Consider the following 17,436-nt stretch of genomic DNA (forward strand, 5'->3'; position numbering starts at 1 on the left):
CAATCGTGGTTCTACAGACTGACCTTCAGAGACAATAGCATCCGCTGGACGTTGGCGAATTCCGAACTCTGGTCAACGTACTTGGCGGCTTGGTCCAAGGTGTCAAAGGACTTCGCGGGAGCAACGACTTCGTCCGTCGCGAAGGCATGCACGGCGGGCATGTCCCCGAAGTAGTAGTTGCCCTTTCCTGCGGGCCCCACCACAAGGTTCCGCAGCTGGCAGGCCTGGCCATCAGATCCGGCCACCAAGTTGGTGATGCCGTACGAACCGAAGAATTTGTAGCCTTGGATGACCCGGAACACCACGTGCGGGGGGATCGTGGCATCTCCGTCCGCATGGGGCAGGTCAATGGGCACGCTGCTTACCACCACGTAGGGACGCTTGGCGGCCGGATTGCAGTCAGCCGGACTCGCCGAGGGCAGTCCCGTGTGCAGGGTCGCCAGATACCCGCCCTTTGCGTCTTTGACCTCAATCTTCAGTGCGCCCGGCATGGAACCCGCGTCGGGCGCGACCGATTGCGCAATCCAGTCACTCGGGAGATCGAAGCTGACCTTCTTGGCCGCATCCGAGTATGTCTTCCACGCGGAGGCGGTCGCTCCCGACGTCGCTGTACTTCCTGCAGAGGGGCTCCCCGACGTGGTGGAGCCGCTCGACGGCGGGGCCGTACTGGAGCCCGACGGCGCCGCGCTCCCGGGTGCCGCACTGTTGGACCCGGCAGTCCAGACGGGTCCGCCCTTGCCCTCGGAACTACAGCCAGCCGTGGCGATCACGATGAGCGCACCGAGGACGGCGACTGAAAACTTCAACGGGATCCGCTTTGCTCTCATGCGCACCAGCCTAGCGGCGCCGAGCCGCAGCCTGCCCGTCCGGATCGGCGTTTCGCTCGTGCAAACCGGGCCGATGCACGCCGGGCCGCTTCGGCCTGCGGCGTAGGACTAGGCTGGACCCATGGCTCCCGATCAGCTTGATGAGGACGAAATCAGTGTGGCGGACATCTCCGCGGTGGACATCGCCGACTGGCGCTTGCGCACATTTGCGATGTACGACGACGTCCGCAAGATCGCGATGGACGATCCTTTCCAGGCCCATGTCTACTGGCGCCAGGAACGGGACCGCATGTTCGGAACCCATCCGGCCTCGGCACTTACTCACGCCAGCAAGCAGGCTTTTTCGGGCCTGCGCACCGCGGACTACGATTCCCGGTTTCGCCGCTATGCCTCCCTTTCTCCGGAAGGCGCAGGCCAGGAGATGAACGTCCGGACCGGAACCGACGGCGTGGTGCCGTTTGTCCGCCTCGGCACCTTCGACCTCGACGAGCTTGGCTCACTGGCCGTGTGGCGCCTGCGCAGCTACGGCGGCGGCATCTTCGTACCCTTCCGCGACGCCACAGCCGGAAAACCCGGAGGGAGCTACGGCGCAGGCCGGTACTTGCTGGACACCATCAAGGGCGCTTTCCACGGCCTTCGAGGATCCGGGCAACAGGAGTTCGTGCTGGACTTCAATTTCGCCTACAACCCGTCCTGCGCATACAACGAGGCCTGGGCCTGCCCCTTGGCCGGGCCGGCGAATCGCCTGGCCGCGGATATCCCTGTGGGGGAGCTCTACCTGCCCGTCTAAACCGTCCCGTCTCAATAGGCGCAAGGACGTAGGATGTCTTCATGACTTTCTCACGTCGACGCCGGATAGCCCGCGTCCGCCCGCTCTCACCCACCTCGCCGGACGAACACTTCTTCGTCGCGAACGACGCGGCCGACTTCGCTTCCGCAGAAGGCCGGAACTGGACTGTGGTGGACAGCCCGTTCCCCGGCTCGCCGGCAAATGGCAGCAGTGCCGGGCGGCCCGGGTGGGTTGGAGGCGCCGAGGTTTCCGAGGATGCGTTCACGTTCCTGGCGCCGTCTGTTCCCGCCAACGTGTTCGGCATGGCGCACAACACCGGCCAGCCGGGCCGTGACCTGCCCGCGCAGGCATTCCACAAGGCCGCCACAAGTGTCATCGGACCGGGCGACGCCATCGAACTCGCCTCCGACGTCGGCTACGTAGACCCCGAAGCGGAACTGACCGTCGTCGTCGGACGCAAGGTCCGCGGCCTCACACTCGATAACGCACGCGACGCCATCCTCGGTTTCACGATCGGCAATGACGTCTCGGCGAGGGACCTGCAAAAGACCGACGAACTGTGGATCAGCGCGAAAAGCCAGGACACGTTCACTCCTGCGGGACCGTGGATCGTGACGGACCTCAATGACGGCGACCTTTCGATCGGCATAGTGCACAACGGCAGGGAATTGCGCACGGCAAGCACCGCAGACCTCGGATGGAAAGTCGACGAGATCCTTGTCTACCTCACCTCGTTCATGACCTTGCACCCCGGGGACCTGGTCCTCACGGGCTTCCCGGCCGAGTGCGCCAGGATCGAGCCCGGAGACCTTGTGACCTGCCGGATTGAGGGCATTGGAGAGCTCAGCAACCCCGTTATCGCAGCGTCTTGGGAGAAAATTCCCAGCTTGATATGACAGGCTTGAGCCATGGAGCCTCCTGCCGTGCCGGCAATTGAGACGCGGCAGACGTCCCTTTCCAGGCCAAATACAAGCAAGCGCCGCAAAGGCGTGCTGCGCTATCCGGTAGTCAGGCAGCTCATCCGTTTCACCGGCGTCGGGATCATCTGTACCGTCACCTCGCTGGCGCTGTACGCGCTTTTCCGGCCGTGGATGGGACCCCAACCTGCCAACGCCGCAGCTCTGATCATCACTTCTCTCATGAACACGGCCCTGAACCGGCGGCTGACCTTCAAGATCAGCGGCAACCGGAAGAGAACGCAGGACCACCTGAACGGGCTCATCGTGATCGCCGTGGCGCTGGTCATCACGGGCGGGAGCCTGGGCGTGCTGCATGCGTTACGGCCCGAGGCCACCCTCGCCGAGGACCTCTGGACCACTACGCTGTCCGGGTTCGTCGCGACGGCCGTGCGGTTCACGATGCTGCGGCACTGGATTTTCCGCAGGGCCCGCCACGTTTGATTGACTGCCGGGTTCCCAACTGGCTAGCAGTAGATGCCGTTTTGAGCCCTCTAAACGACACCTACTGCCAGTCAGTTGGGTGGGGACGGTCAGCGGCGACCGAGCCCCTGCACGCTCCCGACGGCGGCAGCCACGGCTTCGGCGGCTTGCTCCAGTTCCGCTGACGTCACCGTGGAGTCGAAGCTGAACCGGACAGCAGTGTAGGCCACCTCAGGCTCGATTCCCAAGGCCAGCAGGACCGGCGACGGAGCGTCGGATCCAGCGGCGCAGGCCGATCCGCTCGAGCACACCACCCCAAGCCGCTCCAGTTCAAGCAAGACCGACTCACCACTCGTGCCGGGGAAGCAGAAGGACGCTACCGATGGCAAGCGCTGCGAAGGGTGGCCGGTCAGCATGGCACCGGGAACAGCCTCAAGGACAGTGCGGATGAAGGCATCCCGCAACTCCGAAACACGGCCAGCCAGCTCGGACTGCCCCGCGTGGGCGAGGGTCAGCGCAGTGGCCAGCGCGACGGCACCCGCCACGTTTTCAGTCCCGGAGCGCCTGCCCCGCTCCTGGCCGCCGCCATGGACCAGCGGCTCAAGGCGCAACCTGCCCTTGGCATAGAGCACGCCGCTGCCCTTGGGCGCGCCGAGCTTGTGGCCCGAGATGCTCAGGGCGTCTACTCCCAGTTCCTTGACGCCTGTGGGTAGCCAGCCGGTAGCCTGGACGGCGTCCGTATGGAACGGCACGCCATGTTCCGCAGCTACCTCGGCGAGTTGGCGCACGGGCTGCACGGTCCCGATCTCATTGTTCGCATACATGATGCTGACGAGGGCTGTCGCCGGACCCAGCACAGCCCGGAGCGCCTCCGCCGTCACGACACCGTGCCGGTCCACGGGGACCACGTCCACCTCGAACCCATGGACGCGTTGCAGGTAGAGCGCGGATTCCTCGACGGCGGGATGCTCTATGGCGCTGATGACTACGCGGTTCAGGCCAGGATCCGCCGCACGTCTCGCGAGGGCGATTCCTTTCACTGCCAGGTTGTCCGCCTCGGTGCCGCCGGAAGTGAAGGTGATCTCCCCAGGCCGGCAGCCCAGGGCCTTTGCAACCGCCGAACGCGCCCCGGACAACGCGTTCGCAGCAGCCTCGCCGAGGCTGTGATGGCTTGAGGGATTGCCGAACTCCCCCGTCAAATACGGCCACATCGCTTCGAGCACTTCCCTGCGGACGGGCGTCGTCGCTGCTGCGTCGAGGAAGATCATGGCGTCAGCCGAGACCCAAGGAGGGGTCCGGCGTCACATCGAGCGTCACGTCCAGGCCCAGATCCAGCGCGTTGACGCTGTGCGTGAGTCCGCCGATGGAAATGACATCGACTCCCGCGGCGGCGATGTCCGCCACAGTGTTGACGTTGACGTTTCCGCTCGCCTCGACGACGGCGCGGCCAGCCACCTGATTCACGCCGGCACGCAGCTCCTCAAGGGAAAAGTTATCCAGCATGATCGTGTCCACCCCGGCCGCAAGGACGGGTTCGATCTGCTCGGCGCGGTCCACTTCCACTTCGAAGTGCGTGGTGTGTCCCAGCTGGGCCTTGGCGGCCTTGAGCAGTGCGGTGAGCTTGGCGGAGTCGCCACCGGTCATCACGGCCAGGTGGTTGTCCTTGGCCAGAACGGCATCGGACAGGCTGTAACGGTGGTTGGCTCCCCCGCCGCAGCGCACGGCGTAGCGTTCGAGCACCCGCAACCCGGGCGTGGTTTTCCGCGTGTCCGTGATGCGGGCCTTGGTGCCATCGACCAGCTTGACGAACTCCGCAGTCTTGGTGGCAATGGCGCTCATGCGCTGGGCAAGGTTGAGCCCGACGCGTTCGGCGAGCAGCACCGAGCGGGCGCGGCCGCTGACCCGCGCGAGGTGGGTTCCGGCGTCGAACGCTTCACCGTCTGCAAGCAACAGCTCCACTTCGGTGTCCGGGTCGACGAGCAGCATGGCGTCCCGGAACACCGTCCCGCCGCTGAAGACCCCTGGAACCCGGGCATCGAGCACGGCGGTGGCACGGGCTTCGGCGGGAATGAGCAGCTGCGACGTGATGTCGCCGCTCGGCGCGTCCTCCGCGAATGCCCGCTCCAGAATGTCCCGGACGGGTGCTGCGGGGAGGGTCAGGCTAGTCATTGACGAGGCTCGCTTTCCGGCGGATCGTGTATCTCTGAACAATTTCTTCACGTCGGGTTTCGACGGCGTCACTCCGGTAATGCGCCCCCAGCGACCCCCGGCGCGCCCCCGCAGCCCGCACCAACAACTGCGCGGCCAGGAGCAAATTAGCATCCTCGTGCCCGCGCGGATCCGCAGAGTCAGGCATATTCTCAGGAAGCACGACGTCGGCCCAAGCGTCGAGTGCCTCAGCGGCTTCCCGGAGCAACCCCCCGGTCCGGAGAACCCCCGCTTTGGCAGTCATAAGCCGCCGAAGGGCAGTCCGGGAGAAGGGCTCAGGGACCAGCTCAGGCTGCCACGCGGTGAGCGCCCCTGCCGGCTCGGTGGTTCCCGACGGGCCAAGTATGAGTGTGGCGTCGAGCTGCCGTCCAGCGTTGGTGCGCTGAGCGCCGTCGTGCGGTATCCCGGAAGCGTGCGTAAAAGCGAGGCCGCCCGCGGCCGTGGGCCCACGCGATCCGGGTTCCCTGGCCGAGCTTGCGAGGTTAGGGAGATCGTGGGGAGCACGCGGAGGGGTGCCGTTCGACGGCGCCCACCCAAGGAACCCCTCGCCAAGGAACCCCTCAACAGCCCGCCGCCCGAACACGAGCCCTTCGAGCAAGGAGTTGCTGGCCAAACGGTTCGCACCCTGGACCCCGGTGCAGGCAACTTCGCCGGCGGCAAGTAACCCGGGAACCGAAGTACGGCCGAACAGATCGGTGACTACGCCTCCCATCCAGTAGTGGGCGGCAGGGGCAACCGGAACGGGCTCGAGGGTCCATTCGAGGCCGGCTTCGCGGGTCCGTGCGCTGAGCGTGGGGAAGCGCTTCTCAAGGAAGCCCTCCCCCTTCTTCGCTTCCACGACCCGGGCGTCGAGGAAGACGTGGCCGTTGGGATCACCGAGTGAAGCCAGGTGGAGGGCGATGCTGCGGGAGACGACGTCGCGCGGCGCCAGTTCGGCGTCGGGGTGGTAGCCAGGCATGAATCGCTCGCCGTTCGCATCCACCAGGATGGCGCCTTCGCCGCGGACCGCTTCGGAAATGAGGAGCGGATCGGCGCCGAGGGGAGCTGATCCCCCGGCAGCGGGGAGAACCATGCTCGTGGGGTGGAACTGGAAGAACTCGAGGTCTGCGAGCTCGGCGCCTGCCCGCCATGCGAGCGCGAGTCCGTCGGCCGTTGCGACCGAGGGATTGGTGGTCTGGGCGAACAGCTGGCCCGCCCCGCCTGTGGCGAGCAGCACGGCATCACCGAATGCGCTCTCAAGGCGGCCGTTGCGCAAAAATTCGACGCCGGTCACGCGCCCCTCGGACTGGATCAGGGAAGTCGCTTGGGCATGTCCCAGCACCTGGATTTTCCCGGCGTCCTGCGCGTCAAGGACCGCCAGGATGAGCGCGTTCGCGACCCCGGCCCCGGTGGCGTCTCCGCCGGTGTGCAGGATCCTCGGCGCGGAGTGGGCGGCTTCGAGGCCCAAGGCAGGATCGCCGTCGTCGTCCGCGTCGAAACGGACACCGAAACGCTCGAGCCCCATGATGTCGAGGCGCGCTTCGGTGCACAGCACCCGCACGGCCTCCCCATTGCAGTGGCCCGCGCCGGCCTTGAGGGTGTCCGTGATGTGCGCGGCGACGGTATCGCCGGGGGCGGGCTCGTCCAGCACAGCCGAAATCCCGCCCTGGGCAAAGAAGGTGTTGCTGTCCGCAAGCGCCCCCTTGCTGAGCAGGACGACGTCCGCACCGGCCTCGGCGGCCAGCAGCGCGGAGTAGAGGCCGGCGATGCCGCTTCCGACGACGACGAGCCGCCGCGCCGGAGCGCCGGGAATGCGTTCTGCAGTCATGTGAGGCTCGATTCGACTGGTTGGTACGGGGTGTGGCCTAGAGCGGCCGTGCTGCGAGCATGCGTTCGAGGGCGATCTTGGCGTTGTCCTTGACGGAGTCGTCCACTGTGATGCGGTTGACCACGCGGCCTTCCACCAGTTCCTCGAGTACCCAGGCGAGGTAGCCGGGGTGGATGCGGTACATCGTGGAGCAAGGGCAGATCACCGGGTCAAGGCAGAAGATGGTGTGCTGCGGGTTCTCCGCGGCCAAGCGGTTCACCATGTTGATCTCGGTACCGATCGCGAAGGTGGTGGGTTCCGTTGCGGCGGCGATGGCCTTCTTGATGAAGTCGGTGGAGCCTGCGCCGTCTGCCGCGTCAACAACCTCCATGGGGCACTCGGGGTGCACGATGACGTTCACGCCCGGGAATTCGGCGCGTGCCTTCTCGATCTGGCCCACGTTGAAGCGCTTGTGGACGGAGCAGAAGCCGTGCCAGAGGATGACTCGGGAATCCAGCAGGGTCTGTTCGTCGTTTCCGCCGAGCTCCTTGCGCGGGTTCCACATGGGCATCTGCTCCAGGGGCACGCCGAGGGCCTTGGCGGTGTTGCGGCCCAGGTGCTGGTCAGGGAAGAAGAGGACCCGCTGGCCGCGTTCGAAAGCCCATTCGAGGACCGTCTTGGCATTGGAGGACGTGCAGACGATGCCGCCGTTGCGTCCGCAGAAGGCCTTCAATGCAGCCGAGGAGTTCATGTAGGTAACCGGGATGACCGGGGCACGGCCTTCGGAATCGGGGGCGGTCCCGAAGAGCTCCTCGAGCTGCTCCCAGCATTCCTCCACCGAGTCCTCGTCCGCCATGTCCGCCATGGAGCAGCCAGCGGCCAGGTTCGGCAGCATCACGGCCTGGCCCTCGCTGGACAGGATGTCCGCAGTCTCTGCCATGAAGTGCACGCCGCAGAAGATGATGGCCTCGGCGTCGGGCCTGGTCAGGGCAGCGTTGGCGAGCTGGAAGGAGTCGCCCACGAAATCCGCGTACTGGACAACTTCGTCGCGCTGGTAGAAGTGGCCCAGGATGACGGCCCGGTCCCCCAGCGTCTCCTTGGCGGCGCGGATCCGGGCGTCGAGCTCGGCGTCGCTGGCCAACTTGTACTCTTCGGGCAACTGGCCTTGGCGGGGCGTGGCCTCCGGGGCGTTGTCGGAGCTGGACGCGCCGGGACCGTAAGCCGGGATGCCGGCGAGGGCTTCAGCGAGGTCGTACTCCCACGGGCCCTTGGCCAGAGCGGGACTGCACGTCGACCCGGCCGTGGAACGGCCGCTTTCGGCTTCTTCCCGCGTGATCAGCTGGATAGCTGTGTTGACGCTGCTCATGGTGTACTCCTGTTGTCTGGCCCGAGTCCGGGCGTGCCGGTGAAGCGGTAGAGGCGGGGCGGGCGGTGTTTTCCGCCTTGGAGGTATTCACCGGTTTCCTCGATTTCCGGTGTTCCCTTGACTTGCCGGCGGAAGTTTGCCGGATCCAGCTGACGGTCCAGGACAGCCTCGTAGACTTCGCGGACCTGTGCCAGGGTGAAGAATTCTCCCAGCAAGTGATAGGCGATGGACCCATAGGCCATCTTGTTGCGCAGCCGCCACAGGGCGTAGTCCACGATCGCGTTGTGGTCGAAGGCCAATTCCGCGAGCCGGTCCGCCCGGAACCAACGGACGTTCTCGGACTCGTCGGCCAGGGCGGCTTCCGTGGGCTGCACCAGGGCCCAGTAGACAATCGAGACGACCCTTTGCGCGGGCGAGCGGTGCAGGCCGCCGAAGGCGTAGAGCTGCTCAAGGTATTGAGGGGCCAGCCCGGTGGTCTCGCGCAGGTTCCGGGATGCGGCATCCTGGAGGGATTCGTCGTGCTGCAGCGGGCCACCGGGCAGTGCCCACATGTCTTTGAACGGTTCGCGGATGCGGCGCACCAGCGGTAGCCATAGTGTGGGTCGGCCGGAGCTTTCACTCGGGCGGAGGGCGAAGATCACCGTCGATATGGCCAACGACGGCGGCGCGAGCCTGCGCTCTGCGACATTGGCGGAGGTGGCGTACACGGTATTCACCCCGCTTCTTTGCTGTAGGACGAGAAAGCTAGTTATAGTCAAAATGACTAGAACTAATGGTACGACTGTCAGCGCACAGTGTCCAAATGTTTCAGCCCGCATTCTCCTTGGCAGCAGCTTCCAGGAGGGGCAAAGTGCGGCCCTGGAAATGGGTATTCAGCACAATCACCGAGGACGAACGGAGCACGGTCTTCGTGGCGATGAGCTTGTCCAGGACCCGTTGCAGGTCCGAGTTCGACTTACCCACCACCCGCACCATGAGATCCGAACTACCGGAGACGGTGTGGACCTCAATGAGCTCGGGAATGGCGGCCAGAGCTTCGACGACGGCGTCGTGCCCCAGGTCCTGGTTGATAGTCAGGGAGCAGAAAGCGACCACAGGATAGCCGAAGCCGGCGGGATCGGGATGCGGAACCCAGGGGGCCACCACCCCGCGCTCGGCCATCCGGTCCAGCCGGGACTGGACCGTGGCGCGGGCGACCTTCAAGACCCTGGATGCCTCAAGGACAGACGCCCGCGGGAAGTCGGTGAAAAATCGGACAATTTTGGCATCCAGCTCGTCGACAACCATCAGTTATTCCTACTTCCGCCCATGAGCTGTACATATCGGCACTCCATGCCCAGATGCCGCACCAGATTGTAATCATCCTCTCACGAGTGTTTTTCGCCACTTTCCTCCGGAAGCGGTAAATTCGATAAGTCCTACGAGGACCAGCTGACAAACCATCCACAAGAAGGCAAACACGAATGACAACGAAGTCCACCGCTGTTCGACCCTCCATTCCTTCGCAAGGCCTTGGCCACTCGATGAAGCCGCGCCAGCTCACCATGATGGGCCTGGGCAGCGCCATCGGCGCGGGACTCTTCCTCGGCTCGGGTGCCGGAATCCACGCGGCTGGCCCGGCCGTACTCATCTCCTACCTTGTGGCGGGCACCCTGATCATCGTGGTGATGTGGGCGCTGGGCGAGATGGCGGCCGCCAACCCCAACAGCGGCGCCTTCTCGGTCTACGCGGAAAAGGCCCTGGGAAAGACGGCCGGATCCACGGTCGGCTGGCTTTGGTGGCTGCAGTTGGTGGTGGTCATCGCCGCAGAGGCGCTCGGCGCAGCAGGGCTGCTGTTCTCCGTCTGGCCGGTCGTTCCTGTCTGGGCGCTGGCCTTGGTGTTCATGGTGGCCTTTACCGCGATCAACCTCGCCGGGGTCCGGAACTTCGGTGAGTTCGAATTCTGGTTCGCCATCCTGAAGGTCGCAGCCATTGTCGCCTTCCTCGTCATCGGCGCGGCCTTGCTGTTCGGCTGGCTACCCGGCGTAGCTTCCCCCGGCCTCGGAAACCTCACCGGCAACTTTGCACCGTCCGGCTGGTCCGGAATTGCGGCGGCGCTCTTCGTCGTGATTTTCGCCTTCGGCGGCACCGAAATCGTGAGCGTGGCTGCTGCGGAGACGCAGAACCCCGCACACAGCGTCGGCAAAGCCATCCGCACGGTGGTGTGGCGCATCCTGGTCTTCTACATCGGTTCTGTCTTCGTCATTGCCGCAGTGCTGCCCTCCGACTCCGAAGGCTTGAAATCACCGTTCGCCGGTGTCCTGAACCTTGCCGGCATCCCGGGGGCAGGCACGGCTATCACCCTCGTTGCCGTCGTGGCCCTGCTTTCCGCGCTCAACGCCAATCTGTACGGTGCCTCGCGCATGGTCTTCTCCCTGTCTGAGCGCGGCGAAGCGCCGGCTTTCCTGTCGCGACTGCGCGGCGCCCGGGTGCCCATGGCCGCCGTCGGGGTTTCCGTTGCTTTCGGCTTCATCGCGACCATCCTGGAACTGCTCTTCCCCGACCACGTGCTTCCTGCCTTGCTCAACCTCGTAGGCTCCACCTGCCTCGTGGTCTGGGGAACGGCGCTCGTGTCCCAGTTCATCCTGCGCCGCCGCGCCGACCGCGAAGGAACCGAACTGCCGCTTCGCATGAAGGGTTTCCCTTTCCTCACGATATTCGGACTGGCGCTGCTTGCCCTGATCTTCGTGGTGGGCTTCTCGAATGCCGAGAGCGCGGGCCAGCTGATCGGCACGTTCCTGTTGATCGCGTGCATCGCCGTGGCCTGCAGGATCGGCGCGAAGGCGAAGTCGGCCCGAAGCGCCTAAGCAAAGCAACTAGCTCGCAGTTGTTGTCGCTCTGAGCCCTCATAACGACAACAACTGCTAGTCAGTTGGGTGAGCGGGTGCTGCACAAACTGCTATGCATTCCGACGGGAAAGCTAGCAGTCCATGGCAGTTTGACTAGGGCTAAATAGGCGGATTGCCTACGATCCAAACAGTGACTACGGTCACGTCCATGGACTCACTTCTTCCCGTCGTGGCCGCAGCCGACGCCGCGCCCTTGTCCCCCGGACAGCTCAGGGAACTCTATTCCCTGATGGCTGCCGTCCGATACCTGGATACCTCGGCCGTCGCATGGCAGCGTCAGGGAATCATCCCCGGCTACGCTCCGGAACTCGGCCAGGAGGCCGCCCAGGTCGGCAGCGCCTACGCCCTCGACACTGCACGCGACTTCGCCTTTCCGACGTACCGCGAAATGGGCGTCGCCAGGACCATGGGCGTGGACATGGTGGCGTACATGTCCACCCACAAGGCAACCTGGCACGGCGGCATGTACGATCCCCTGGCAAGCCGACTCGCGCCCATCCAGGCCGTCGTGGCAGGCTCTGTGCTTCATGCCGTTGGCTGGGCCCACGGCCAGACCTTGAGCGGCGAGCACGGAGTGGCCCTCAGCTACTTCGGCGACGGCGCCTCCTCCCAAGGAGACGTCCACGAAGCAATGAACTTTGCCGCCGTGATGAAAGCACCCGTTGTCTTCTTCATCCAGAACAACGGCTGGGCGATTTCCGTGCCCACGGAGCGGCAGGTGGCCGGCGGCTCGGTAGCTGCACGAGCCGCCGGCTACGGGATCCCGGGCATTCAGGTGGACGGCAACGATGTGGTCGCCGTCTATGAGGCCACCCGCAACGCCTTCGCCCACTGCCGCGCAGGAAACGGTCCGGTTGTGGTCGAGGCCATGACCTACCGCCGCGGGCCGCATTCCACGGCCGACGATCCCGGCCGGTACCGAAGCCTCGACGACGAGCGCATCGACGCCGGCGAGGACCCGCTGGAACGCCTCCGCAAGCGTTTGCTCGCCGAAGGCGTAGCCGACGAGGCATTCTTCACCGCCGCCAACCAGGCAGCCCGGGCAGAGGAAGAAGCCGTGCGCACTGGAATCGAAGCCCGCGGCCCCCGGCCCGGCAACGAAATGTTCGATTTCGTCTTCCAGGAAACCACCCCCGCCCTTGAAAACCAGGCCACCCGTTGGCGCGAGGAGTCCGAACATGTCTGAGGGCACCACTGCCATTCTTGAAGCCGGGGCACGGAACGAACAATCCGTCAAACTTTCCATGCAGCAGGCCCTCAACCGGGCGTTGGACGAAATCCTCTCCACCGATCCGATGACGGTGGTCTTCGGCGAGGACTGCGGCCAATTGGGCGGGGTCTTCCGCATCACCGACGGACTGCAGGCCAAGCACGGAGAATCACGGGTCTTTGACACCCCTCTCGCAGAATCGGGCATCCTGGGCATGTCCGTGGGTCTGGCCATGGCCGGCTTCCACCCGATTCCGGAAGTGCAGTTCGACGGCTTCGCGTATCCCGCGATCAACCAGATCGTGTGCCAGATCGCCCGGATGAACTACCGCAGCCGCGGCACCCTGCCGATGCCTATCACGCTCCGGGTCCCCAGCTTCGGCGGCATCCGCGCCCCCGAACACCACGGCGAAAGCCTCGAGGCGCTCTTCGCGCACGTCCCGGGCCTCAAGGTTGTTTCGCCGTCCGACCCACACGATGCGTACCACTTGCTCAAGTACGCGGCCTCGCGGCCGGACCCGGTGATCTTCATGGAACCGAAGTCCCGGTATTGGCAAAAGGGCGACGTCGACACACCCGACGGCGGTACCCTCACCGGCGCCCGCATTGTCCGGCCGGGCCGCCACCTGACCCTCGTAGCCTGGGGTGCCATGTTGGCGCGTTGCCTGCAGGTCGCGGAACTCGCCGCGGAAGACGGAATCGACGTCGAGGTCCTCGATCTGCGCTGGCTCAAGCCGATCGACGCCGAAGCACTGGCGACGTCCGTCGGAAAGACGCGGCGCGCCGTCGTCGTGCATGAAGCTCCGCTCACCTCCGGACTGGGGGCCGAAGTGGCCCAACTCATCACGCAAAGCTGCTTCGACACGCTCAAGGCGCCCGTCGAACGGGTCACGGGCTTCGACGTGCCGTATCCCTCCGGCGACCTGGAGGACGAATACATTCCGAACATTGACCGCATCCTCCTGGGGATCCAACGAGTACTGGAGTATCGACGTGGCTGAAATCAGCTTCCCCCTGCCCGATCTTGGCGAAGGCCTCATCGAAGCGACCGTGCTGGACTGGCTCGTCTCCCCCGGCGACCAGGTGGAACGGAACCAGCCGCTCGTGGAGCTGGAAACCAGTAAATCCGCCCTCGAGTTGCCGAGCCCGCAGGCGGGTAAAGTGATCCGTATCCACGGCGCGCCGGGCGAGACAATCAACGTCGGTGAGCCGCTGGTGGTGTTCGAGGTGCCGGACAATACTGCCGGCATCGTGGGCACCGTTCCCCAGGATGACGCACCGAAGCGCAGGGTCCGCCTGAGCGCTGTACTTGATGAGGACTGACACCATGAGCGGCAGGCACACGGAAGAGCACATCCACACCGTGGAAGGAACGGATCCGCATCTGTTCGTGGAAGTCCATGAGCCTGCCGAAGGCACCGACGCGGGGCTGCGTCCTGTCCTGCTGCTGCACGGTTTCTCCTCGTCCACCAAGCTCAATTGGGGCGACACCGGCTGGATTTCCGCCCTCAAGTCCGCCGGCCGGCGTGTCATCACGGTAGACCTTCCAGGGCACGGCCAGAGCAGTTCGCCCGAGGACCTGGACTCCTACTCCCCGAGCCGGATCCGCGCGGACCTGCTCCAGATAGTCGCCGACGCCGGTGCGCGCCCTGTGCGCGCCGGTGACCCTACCAGCGGGCTCGACGTCATCGGCTATTCTTTGGGCTCCCGGCTCGCCTGGGAATTCGGGGCAACCCAGCCCGAACTCGTGCACCGGCTGGTGTTGGGCGGCCCGAACAAGGAAGACCCCCTGGCGTCCTTCGATCTCGCGGCAGCCCAGCGCTACCTCGCGGACGGCACACCCATTGAAGACGAGTCCACCGCAGGCTTGCTCAAGATGGCACAACTCTTGCCGAGCAACGATCTTTTTGCGCTCTTGTCTCTCGTCGAGGCCATCAAGGGCGAACCATTCGATCCTGCCGAAGCCGTGCCCCACATGCCGATGCTCCTGGTGGCCGGCGAAAAGGACGAACGCGCCGTCACCATGCCGGAGCTAGCTTCGATCGCTTCCCACGCCGGGGGCCTGGTTGAACAGCTGCTCGTGCCGGGGCGGAACCACAGCAACGCCGTGACCAGCCGGGTTTTCAAGGACGCTGCACTGGCGTTCCTCGGCGTCTGAGTGGTGGCAGAGCGGCGGCGTTAGCCGGCCAGCCGCTCCGCATTGAGCGTCATGCGCTCCAGCACGCTGACGGCCATGGCATATTCATCGATACCGATCCCCGTCGAGAGGTCCCGCCGGGATTCTTCAACGAGCCTTTGGGCTTCCGTGTGTTTTGCATGGCCCAGTTCGCTGAGGCTGATGCGATCGTCCACCATGATGATCATGCCGCGGCCTACGAGCGCGGCGAGTTCGCTTTCGCGACGTCGTGTGTCACCGCCCCAAAAGGGGCTGAGAGTTCCGTCAAGATCCTCGGGGCTAAGGGGTGTCTCAGCCAGGATATTGAGGGTCTGCCACTGCCTCCGGCTGAGTTTCAACCTCGCCAAGGTGCTGTCCAGATGCGCCTCCAATGCGGCATCCAGGCGTTTGGTCCAGTAACCGATGGGCTTGTTCACATGGCCCATCGTGGCAGCGCAGAGCGGGCCCGGCAACACAGGTAGGCTTGATTCAGCGCTGGATGACGTGGAAGTGAGACGAATGGGCATGCGCTTCAAGGACCGCGCGGACGCCGGACGCCGCGTGGCAGCAGGGCTTCCGCAGCTCCGGCAACGCCCGGACACCATCCTGCTGGGCCTAGCCCGTGGTGGAGTCCCCGTGGCGGCCGCTGCCGCCGTCGAACTCCACCAGCCATACGGTGCCATTCTGGTGCGTAAGCTCGGCATCCCGGGGCGTGAAGAAACAGCCTTCGGCGCCCTGGCCTGGTCCAACAGCAGGATCGTCCGCATACTCAACCGGCCCCTCGCCGAACGTATGCTGCGGCACGGAATCACCCAGGCTTCGCTCGACGCGGTGGAGGTACGCGAGCGGGGAGAACTCCTGCGGAGAGTGAAGACCTACCCGGGTATCAACTTCGACCTCTCGGGCAAGACTGTTGTTCTTGTCGACGACGGACTCGCCACGGGCGCCACGATGCGTGCCGCCGTCGAGGCCGTCCGCGCGGGCGGGGCCGCGACTGTCGTGGCCGCCGTCCCCGTGTCGTCCCTCGAAGCCCAAGCGTCCATCAGCCGGGTGTGCGATTTCATGATGTGCCTCCACACGCCGGGCAAGTTCCACGCCGTGGGCGCGTTCTACGAGCACTTCGAACAATTGACCGACGACGACGCGGTGCGGCTGTTGGAGCAGTCGGGGTAGTCATGGGTCGACGACGCACTCGCATTTCATGAGGGTAGCTGCCGCGAGAGAAGAGAAACTAAACTGAGTGTCCGGTAGGCAGGTGGGTTCATGCTTCCGAAAGCAAGCTCCTCAGTTGTGCCCTTGCCCGGCTCAGACGCTTCCACATTGCTCCTTCGCTGCACCCGCAGAGGATCGCCGCCTCTGCGGCGGACAGACCGATCCAATAAGTCAGAACGATGGCCGCCCTGTCATCGGGGTGCAGCTCTTCCATTTGCGATCTCCAGATCCGGCTGCTCGCAGGAATCTGGGGGACTTCGGGAGATCCTGCCTATCGCAAGGATCAGCTTGTCCTTCTGGGCACGGCGTCGGTATTCGGTGCCAATCAGATTCCGCGCCGTTACATAGAGCCATGAAGCTGAATCTGTGCATTCGCACCCGAGGATCTTCCAGGCCAGCAAGAATGACTCGCTGCAGATGTCCTGAGCCGTTTCATGATCGTCCACTCTCCGCTTCACAAACGCGAGGAGTCGCGGATAGTGGATCCTAAAGTAATCAGCAAAATCGTCCTCGGGATGTTCCCCCACAGCGCCCCAAGCCGCCTTCCTTAGCTCACTTGCATACGCCGCCGTACATCGGCACGGATACTGTGGATGTCGCTCCCGTCACGCGGTCGGTGACCCTAATTACAACGCAGGCGGGTCCGAGGACAAGGATCATCCCCGGGAACTCTGTTCTGCGGTTCTGGCACCCCTTGATGGAGTAAGATCGATGCACAACCATATTCCCTTCCCGCAAGGCAGGTTTAGTCCCCCAATCCTTGCTGGAGACAACCATCAGAACAGCGTCGTCGGGCCCCTCAATGCTCACAGCACGCTCGCCGATGCCCGGCTCCAGAGTCAAAGGCGCTTTCCATCCGCCGTACCGGACGCCAGCGATGGTGACCGCAAAACCGCTTAGATCGTCCTTGATCGGCCACGTATAGCCCGCCGGGCTGCCGATCCAAGACCTGGATGCGACCCCTAGCGCGCTGGGCGTGTCTGATCCCGGAGGTTCCGGCTCGCGGTCTGCGTCCGCACTAAACGCGTCGGGACATTCGAGGCTCGACGCTAATGTCAGCGCCGGCGGAGAAAACCCTTCCGTTCGTCGCGATGTACCGGAGGGCTCGCATGCCGAGAGCCCCAATGTCACTGATGCTGCGAGTGCCATCCATTGGCCCGATTTCATTCGATTTGTACCCCTCCCCGGCGAACGGCAACCAGTCTCTATATCAACAACAACACCCCGGTCGCAACGCCCGCAATGCCTTCGAGGATTCCAAACGGTGTAATAGCGCGCACGACTTTGTCGGCCGCCGACGTATCGCAGGCGAAGGATTCGTCAAAGGTGGTCACGACGGTGGTCATCAAACGACCTGCTGCGAAGGCCAAGAAAGTGTATACGGTCACCGGCCATTGCCCTTGTGAGAGGGTCCACAGTGCACACACGACAAACAGTGGCGATGCCATAGTTGTCACGCATCAGGACCGTCGCCGTCGTGAGCGCCCCAAGCACAAGTCCGACGGAATGGGCCAAGATTGTGACCTCCGATTGTCCAGGCTTACCTGCCAGCCGAAACTCCGAGCGGCGCTGAGTTTGCCCGCGACCGCAAGAAGAAAGACCATCGTCACTGCGAT

At 64.6% G+C, this 17,436-nt stretch carries 21 protein-coding genes; 10 read left to right on the top strand and 11 right to left on the bottom strand.

The genetic code is table 11. The annotated features are described in order from the left end of the window. Nucleotides 1–11: 11 nt before the first annotated feature. A complete protein-coding gene (locus tag AB4Z38_RS01900) occupies nt 12–491 on the bottom strand; it encodes a hypothetical protein (protein ID WP_441428137.1) in 480 nt (159 codons plus the stop codon). A 64-nt stretch (nt 492–555) separates the two neighbouring features. On the opposite strand from AB4Z38_RS01900, the gene AB4Z38_RS01905 reads away from it, so the two are divergent. The 4 genes from AB4Z38_RS01905 to AB4Z38_RS01920 are packed head-to-tail and all read left to right on the top strand — an operon-like array spanning nt 556 to nt 3,017. Further along, a complete protein-coding gene (locus tag AB4Z38_RS01905; protein WP_441428138.1) occupies nt 556–933 on the top strand; it encodes a hypothetical protein in 378 nt (125 codons plus the stop codon). 15 nt (nt 934–948) lie between these two features. Continuing rightward, a complete protein-coding gene (locus AB4Z38_RS01910; protein WP_441428139.1) occupies nt 949–1,617 on the top strand; it encodes a DUF1684 domain-containing protein in 669 nt (222 codons plus the stop codon). Nucleotides 1,618–1,658: 41 nt separating this feature from the next. Next, on the top strand, nt 1,659–2,513 hold the full coding sequence (locus tag AB4Z38_RS01915; RefSeq protein WP_441428140.1) for a fumarylacetoacetate hydrolase family protein: 855 nt from the start codon (nt 1,659–1,661) through the stop codon (nt 2,511–2,513). Nucleotides 2,514–2,525: 12 nt separating this feature from the next. Beyond that, nucleotides 2,526–3,017 (top strand): GtrA family protein, encoded by a 492-nt coding sequence (locus AB4Z38_RS01920; protein WP_441428141.1) that lies wholly within the window; start codon nt 2,526–2,528, stop codon nt 3,015–3,017. Nucleotides 3,018–3,106: 89 nt separating this feature from the next. Here AB4Z38_RS01920 and AB4Z38_RS01925 read toward each other — a convergent pair whose 3' ends face one another. The 6 genes from AB4Z38_RS01925 to AB4Z38_RS01950 all read right to left on the bottom strand — a co-directional run bounded on the left by AB4Z38_RS01925 (nt 3,107) and on the right by AB4Z38_RS01950 (nt 9,643). Then, nucleotides 3,107–4,264: a cysteine desulfurase family protein gene (locus AB4Z38_RS01925; RefSeq protein ID WP_441428142.1), complete on the bottom strand. Its 1,158-nt coding sequence runs from the start codon at nt 4,262–4,264 to the stop codon at nt 3,107–3,109. A gap of 4 nt (nt 4,265–4,268) precedes the next feature. After that, nucleotides 4,269–5,165 carry a carboxylating nicotinate-nucleotide diphosphorylase gene (gene nadC / locus AB4Z38_RS01930; protein WP_441428143.1) on the bottom strand — a complete coding sequence of 299 codons (897 nt, stop codon included), beginning with the start codon at nt 5,163–5,165 and terminating at the stop codon, nt 4,269–4,271. Beyond that, the gene (locus AB4Z38_RS01935; protein WP_441428144.1) at nt 5,158–7,011 is read right to left on the bottom strand and encodes an L-aspartate oxidase; all 1,854 of its coding nucleotides are present in this window, start codon (nt 7,009–7,011) and stop codon (nt 5,158–5,160) included. Before AB4Z38_RS01935 ends, nadC begins: the two co-directional genes overlap by 8 nt. 37 nt (nt 7,012–7,048) lie before the next feature. Next, on the bottom strand, nt 7,049–8,356 hold the full coding sequence (nadA, locus tag AB4Z38_RS01940) for a quinolinate synthase NadA (RefSeq protein WP_441428145.1): 1,308 nt from the start codon (nt 8,354–8,356) through the stop codon (nt 7,049–7,051). Continuing rightward, nucleotides 8,353–9,063, bottom strand: coding sequence for an NUDIX hydrolase (locus tag AB4Z38_RS01945; RefSeq protein WP_441428260.1), 711 nt, complete (start codon nt 9,061–9,063; stop codon nt 8,353–8,355). The genes nadA and AB4Z38_RS01945 overlap by 4 nt, the downstream gene beginning before the upstream one ends. Before the next feature lie 100 nt (nt 9,064–9,163). Beyond that, nucleotides 9,164–9,643, bottom strand: coding sequence for an Lrp/AsnC family transcriptional regulator (locus AB4Z38_RS01950; protein WP_441428146.1), 480 nt, complete (start codon nt 9,641–9,643; stop codon nt 9,164–9,166). 176 nt (nt 9,644–9,819) lie between these two features. Between AB4Z38_RS01950 and AB4Z38_RS01955 the strand changes: the two genes are divergently transcribed. The 5 genes from AB4Z38_RS01955 (at nt 9,820) to AB4Z38_RS01975 (ending at nt 14,611) form a co-directional block, all read left to right on the top strand. Next, nucleotides 9,820–11,202: an amino acid permease gene (locus tag AB4Z38_RS01955; protein ID WP_441428147.1), complete on the top strand. Its 1,383-nt coding sequence runs from the start codon at nt 9,820–9,822 to the stop codon at nt 11,200–11,202. Between the two features lie 190 nt (nt 11,203–11,392). Further along, complete coding sequence (locus AB4Z38_RS01960; protein WP_441428261.1) at nt 11,393–12,430, top strand: thiamine pyrophosphate-dependent dehydrogenase E1 component subunit alpha; 1,038 nt, start codon at nt 11,393–11,395, stop codon at nt 12,428–12,430. Next, the gene (locus tag AB4Z38_RS01965; RefSeq protein ID WP_441428148.1) at nt 12,423–13,454 is read left to right on the top strand and encodes an alpha-ketoacid dehydrogenase subunit beta; all 1,032 of its coding nucleotides are present in this window, start codon (nt 12,423–12,425) and stop codon (nt 13,452–13,454) included. Before AB4Z38_RS01960 ends, AB4Z38_RS01965 begins: the two co-directional genes overlap by 8 nt. Then, nucleotides 13,447–13,776, top strand: a complete 330-nt coding sequence (locus AB4Z38_RS01970; protein WP_078108520.1) for a biotin/lipoyl-containing protein — start codon at nt 13,447–13,449, stop codon at nt 13,774–13,776. Before AB4Z38_RS01965 ends, AB4Z38_RS01970 begins: the two co-directional genes overlap by 8 nt. Before the next feature lie 4 nt (nt 13,777–13,780). Then, nucleotides 13,781–14,611 (top strand): alpha/beta fold hydrolase, encoded by an 831-nt coding sequence (locus AB4Z38_RS01975; RefSeq protein WP_441428149.1) that lies wholly within the window; start codon nt 13,781–13,783, stop codon nt 14,609–14,611. 20 nt (nt 14,612–14,631) lie between these two features. Here AB4Z38_RS01975 and AB4Z38_RS01980 read toward each other — a convergent pair whose 3' ends face one another. After that, nucleotides 14,632–15,045 carry a MarR family transcriptional regulator gene (locus AB4Z38_RS01980; RefSeq protein WP_441428150.1) on the bottom strand — a complete coding sequence of 138 codons (414 nt, stop codon included), beginning with the start codon at nt 15,043–15,045 and terminating at the stop codon, nt 14,632–14,634. 82 nt (nt 15,046–15,127) lie between these two features. Between AB4Z38_RS01980 and AB4Z38_RS01985 the strand changes: the two genes are divergently transcribed. Further along, nucleotides 15,128–15,781, top strand: a complete 654-nt coding sequence (locus AB4Z38_RS01985; protein WP_441428151.1) for a phosphoribosyltransferase — start codon at nt 15,128–15,130, stop codon at nt 15,779–15,781. 88 nt (nt 15,782–15,869) lie between these two features. On the opposite strand, the gene AB4Z38_RS01990 is transcribed toward AB4Z38_RS01985, so the two are convergent. The 3 genes from AB4Z38_RS01990 to AB4Z38_RS02000 form a co-directional block, all read right to left on the bottom strand. Continuing rightward, the gene (locus AB4Z38_RS01990; protein WP_441428152.1) at nt 15,870–16,034 is read right to left on the bottom strand and encodes an RNA polymerase sigma factor; all 165 of its coding nucleotides are present in this window, start codon (nt 16,032–16,034) and stop codon (nt 15,870–15,872) included. Continuing rightward, nucleotides 16,012–16,347: an RNA polymerase sigma factor gene (locus AB4Z38_RS01995; RefSeq protein ID WP_441428153.1), complete on the bottom strand. Its 336-nt coding sequence runs from the start codon at nt 16,345–16,347 to the stop codon at nt 16,012–16,014. Before AB4Z38_RS01995 ends, AB4Z38_RS01990 begins: the two co-directional genes overlap by 23 nt. Nucleotides 16,348–17,025: 678 nt before the next feature. After that, on the bottom strand, nt 17,026–17,166 hold the full coding sequence (locus AB4Z38_RS02000) for a hypothetical protein (RefSeq protein ID WP_441428154.1): 141 nt from the start codon (nt 17,164–17,166) through the stop codon (nt 17,026–17,028). Between the last annotated feature and the right edge of the window lie 270 nt (nt 17,167–17,436).

Origin of the sequence: Arthrobacter sp. 2RAF6 (genome assembly GCF_052115205.1) — a bacterium.
In the GTDB taxonomy this organism is placed as follows: domain Bacteria; phylum Actinomycetota; class Actinomycetes; order Actinomycetales; family Micrococcaceae; genus Arthrobacter.

Bases quoted from the DNA above. Each gene is read 5' to 3' on its own strand.
- AB4Z38_RS01985 (WP_441428151.1), top strand. From the start codon at position 15,128: ATGGGCATGCGCTTCAAGGACCGCGCGGACGCCGGACGCCGCGTGGCA.
- nadA (WP_441428145.1), bottom strand. From the start codon at position 8,356: ATGAGCAGCGTCAACACAGCTATCCAGCTGATCACGCGGGAAGAAGCC.
- AB4Z38_RS01935 (WP_441428144.1), bottom strand. From the start codon at position 7,011: ATGACTGCAGAACGCATTCCCGGCGCTCCGGCGCGGCGGCTCGTCGTC.
- AB4Z38_RS01920 (WP_441428141.1), top strand. From the start codon at position 2,526: ATGGAGCCTCCTGCCGTGCCGGCAATTGAGACGCGGCAGACGTCCCTT.
- AB4Z38_RS01955 (WP_441428147.1), top strand. From the start codon at position 9,820: ATGACAACGAAGTCCACCGCTGTTCGACCCTCCATTCCTTCGCAAGGC.
- AB4Z38_RS01960 (WP_441428261.1), top strand. From the start codon at position 11,393: ATGGACTCACTTCTTCCCGTCGTGGCCGCAGCCGACGCCGCGCCCTTG.
- AB4Z38_RS01975 (WP_441428149.1), top strand. From the start codon at position 13,781: ATGAGCGGCAGGCACACGGAAGAGCACATCCACACCGTGGAAGGAACG.
- AB4Z38_RS01915 (WP_441428140.1), top strand. From the start codon at position 1,659: ATGACTTTCTCACGTCGACGCCGGATAGCCCGCGTCCGCCCGCTCTCA.
- AB4Z38_RS01950 (WP_441428146.1), bottom strand. From the start codon at position 9,643: ATGGTTGTCGACGAGCTGGATGCCAAAATTGTCCGATTTTTCACCGAC.
- nadC (WP_441428143.1), bottom strand. From the start codon at position 5,165: ATGACTAGCCTGACCCTCCCCGCAGCACCCGTCCGGGACATTCTGGAG.
- AB4Z38_RS01910 (WP_441428139.1), top strand. From the start codon at position 949: ATGGCTCCCGATCAGCTTGATGAGGACGAAATCAGTGTGGCGGACATC.
- AB4Z38_RS01925 (WP_441428142.1), bottom strand. From the start codon at position 4,264: ATGATCTTCCTCGACGCAGCAGCGACGACGCCCGTCCGCAGGGAAGTG.
- AB4Z38_RS01965 (WP_441428148.1), top strand. From the start codon at position 12,423: ATGTCTGAGGGCACCACTGCCATTCTTGAAGCCGGGGCACGGAACGAA.
- AB4Z38_RS01990 (WP_441428152.1), bottom strand. From the start codon at position 16,034: ATGGAAGAGCTGCACCCCGATGACAGGGCGGCCATCGTTCTGACTTAT.
- AB4Z38_RS01900 (WP_441428137.1), bottom strand. From the start codon at position 491: ATGCCGGGCGCACTGAAGATTGAGGTCAAAGACGCAAAGGGCGGGTAT.
- AB4Z38_RS02000 (WP_441428154.1), bottom strand. From the start codon at position 17,166: ATGACCACCGTCGTGACCACCTTTGACGAATCCTTCGCCTGCGATACG.